This window comes from Rhodoferax sp. (assembly GCF_037143375.1).
Classification (GTDB): domain Bacteria; phylum Pseudomonadota; class Gammaproteobacteria; order Burkholderiales; family Burkholderiaceae_C; genus Rhodoferax.
Map to the genome: position 1 here is coordinate 1 of NZ_JBAWYV010000272.1, position 2,502 is coordinate 2,502.

General features: G+C 59.1%; 3 protein-coding genes. 1 reads left to right on the plus strand and 2 read right to left on the minus strand.

Features of this window, described 5'->3' with window-relative positions:
- Positions 1-665, minus strand: a 665-nt coding sequence (locus WCG50_RS18875; protein ID WP_336901139.1) for an ATP-binding protein, incomplete at its 3' end; no start/stop codon positions are given.
- A 256-nt stretch (positions 666-921) separates the two neighbouring features.
- Here WCG50_RS18875 and arsC point away from each other — a divergent pair.
- Positions 922-1,344 carry an arsenate reductase (glutaredoxin) gene (gene arsC / locus WCG50_RS18880; RefSeq protein ID WP_336901140.1) on the plus strand — a complete coding sequence of 141 codons (423 nt, stop codon included), beginning with the start codon at positions 922-924 and terminating at the stop codon, positions 1,342-1,344.
- Between the two features lie 30 nt (positions 1,345-1,374).
- Here arsC and WCG50_RS18885 read toward each other — a convergent pair.
- The coding region (locus tag WCG50_RS18885) for an alpha/beta hydrolase (RefSeq protein ID WP_336901141.1) at positions 1,375-2,502 on the minus strand (1,128 nt) is incomplete at its 5' end.

Sequence of the window (2,502 nt, forward strand, 5' to 3'; positions counted from 1 at the left end):
GGGTTGATCAGTTCGCCGTCTTTCCATTCTTCCTTTTCCATCAAAATGGGCAGGCTGATGTGGTCAGAGTACTTGGCGATGATGCCCTTGACTTTCCAGGCGCTGGCGTAGTCCAGCGAGTCGTCGCGCAGGTGCAGGATGACGCTGGTGCCACGCTCGGCACGGTCGATGGTTTCGACCTCAAAGTCGCCCGCGCCGCCGCTGACCCAGCGCACGCCTTCGGTCGTTTGCATGCCAGCCCGGCGGGATTCGACGGTGATCTTGTCGGCCACGATAAAGCCGGAGTAAAAACCGACGCCAAACTGGCCAATCAGCTGCGAGTCGGCCTTTTGGTCGCCCGAGAGCTTGCTCACGAAGTCTTTGGTGCCGCTCTTGGCGATGGTGCCGAGGTGGTCGATGGCCTCTTGCGCGCTCATGCCGATGCCGTTGTCGGTGATGGTCAGCGTCTTGGCGTCTTTGTCGAAGGTGACCTTGACTTTGAGCTCCGAGTCGCTTTCGTACAGGCCACCGTCGTTGATGGCTTCAAAACGCAGCTTGTCGCAGGCGTCAGAGGCATTGGAGATCAATTCGCGCAGAAAAATCTCTTTGTTGGAGTAAAGCGAGTGGGTGACGAGGTGCAACAGTTGCGCCACTTCAGCCTGGAAGGAAAGGGTTTGTTTGGTCATGGAATGAGTAGGTGAATAAAAAACTGGATTCCGCGAACTTGGGTGACATCGCGGACAGCCTGCAATTATGGGCGATGGGCCGGGGTTTCAAGGGCTGGCCGATTCAAGTCACGGAACCATAGAGAAAGTCATCCAGTTCAGACTTGAGCGATCTCAATGGAGCCAGGCTACGGCAAGCGCTCCGCACACATGTTGGCTGAGGGTCCGGAGGCAAAAAAAGCGGACAAAAGGACCCTCGTGTCTGGATAATTGCGACATGACAAAAATCACGATTTATCACAACCCCGCCTGCGGCACCTCGCGCAACACACTGGCCCTTATCCGTCACAGTGGGGTTGAGCCTGAGGTCATTGAGTACCTGAAAACGCCGCTCAACAAAGAACAGTTGCAGCAGCTGTTGTCAGACCTGGGCATCAGTGCCCGCGAACTGCTTCGTCAAAAAGGCACGCTGTTCGATGAATTGAACTTGAGCGACCCCCAATGGACGGACGCTGAACTGGTTGACTTCATGGTGCAGCATCCCATTCTCATGAACCGGCCTGTTGTGGTGACGCCCTTGGGTAGCAAACTGTGTCGTCCCAGCGAGGCGGTGCTGGACATCTTGCCCAGCCCCCCTCAAGGAGCTTTCAGCAAGGAAGACGGAGAAGTCGTCATTAACGCACAAGGCCAGCGCGTCTGATTTTTTGAAGCCGATTTGGCGACGCTATGGCTAACGGGTCAGCCAAGTCACCATTTGTTTTGTCACGGCCGGGCTGTTGAGCAAGGCCATGTGGCTGGTGCGGTAGGCGATGAATTGGGACGTTTTGGGAAATGCCAGTGTGCGCTTGGCATCGTCATGCTCGCCCAGCGCGCTGGGCAGCGGCACCAGACCATCGCCCACCAGCCGGTCAGCCAACGCACTGCGTTGTGCGGCGGTGGTCGCGGCCACCGCAAAGCAGGCCACACCCTCGGGCAGTGGCACAACTTGGCGACTGTCGGGTTTGCGGCGAAAACGGTCATGGCCTTGCCAGTCCACGTCCAGCACATGGCCGTAACGCAGGTCGGTGACGCCGGCGCTGCGCAACTGGCCCAGCTTGGCAAAGGGTGCGCTGAAAGGCGTGCTACCCAGCAGCACATCCACCCAGTTACCAGCCCGCTCCAGTGGCGCGCCATGGTGCGGGGTGCCGAGAAAAATGATATTTTTCAAAAGGGCTGGCCAGTGCAGTCCCTCTTGCTGGGCATAGTAAAAAGCGCTGCGAATCAGCAGGCCGCCCATGCTGTGCGCCACCACCGTGAGCTCTTTAATCGGCGTCGGCCAGTGGGTGCAGAGTTGCTCCAGCAAGGCTGCGAGCTGGTGCCCGTTTTGCGAGGTGTGCAGGCCGGAGTTGTACCGCAGATAAACCGGGGTGTAGCCCAGCGCAGCCGCCAGCGTGGCACCCTGATCAAGCCCCGGTCCTTGAGGGGCGGATTGCCATTGCAGGTCGTTCATGCACAAGCCATGAATTAGCAGCAGCACTTTGCCCGAGGCTTGCGGCAAGGTGGACAGAACCTGTTGATAGTTCAGGATGGCGCCCTGATAGCGCATGGTCATGGGGGTGGCGAGCGGGTTGTGGCTGGCCTGCAGGCGGTCACCCATCACACCGTTGAGGGCCGCCAATACCGCTTCGCGCTCAGGGCTGTCGGGCTGAGACGCGTCGGCCGAAGCCAGCAGGGGCTCCAGCTTGGCCAGCACTTTGTCGAGGCCCTTGCCGACCAGTTGCGTAACGCCTTGCACGCTCTGGTAAATCAAACCGGTGAGGCCACGGGTCTGGTCGGGTGTTTTGCCGCTGGGTGCACCCAAAGTGCGCCAAACCGATTG

Excerpts from the sequence above, each read along its gene's own strand:
- arsC (WP_336901140.1), top strand. The coding sequence starts at position 922 with ATGACAAAAATCACGATTTATCACAACCCCGCCTGCGGCACCTCGCGC.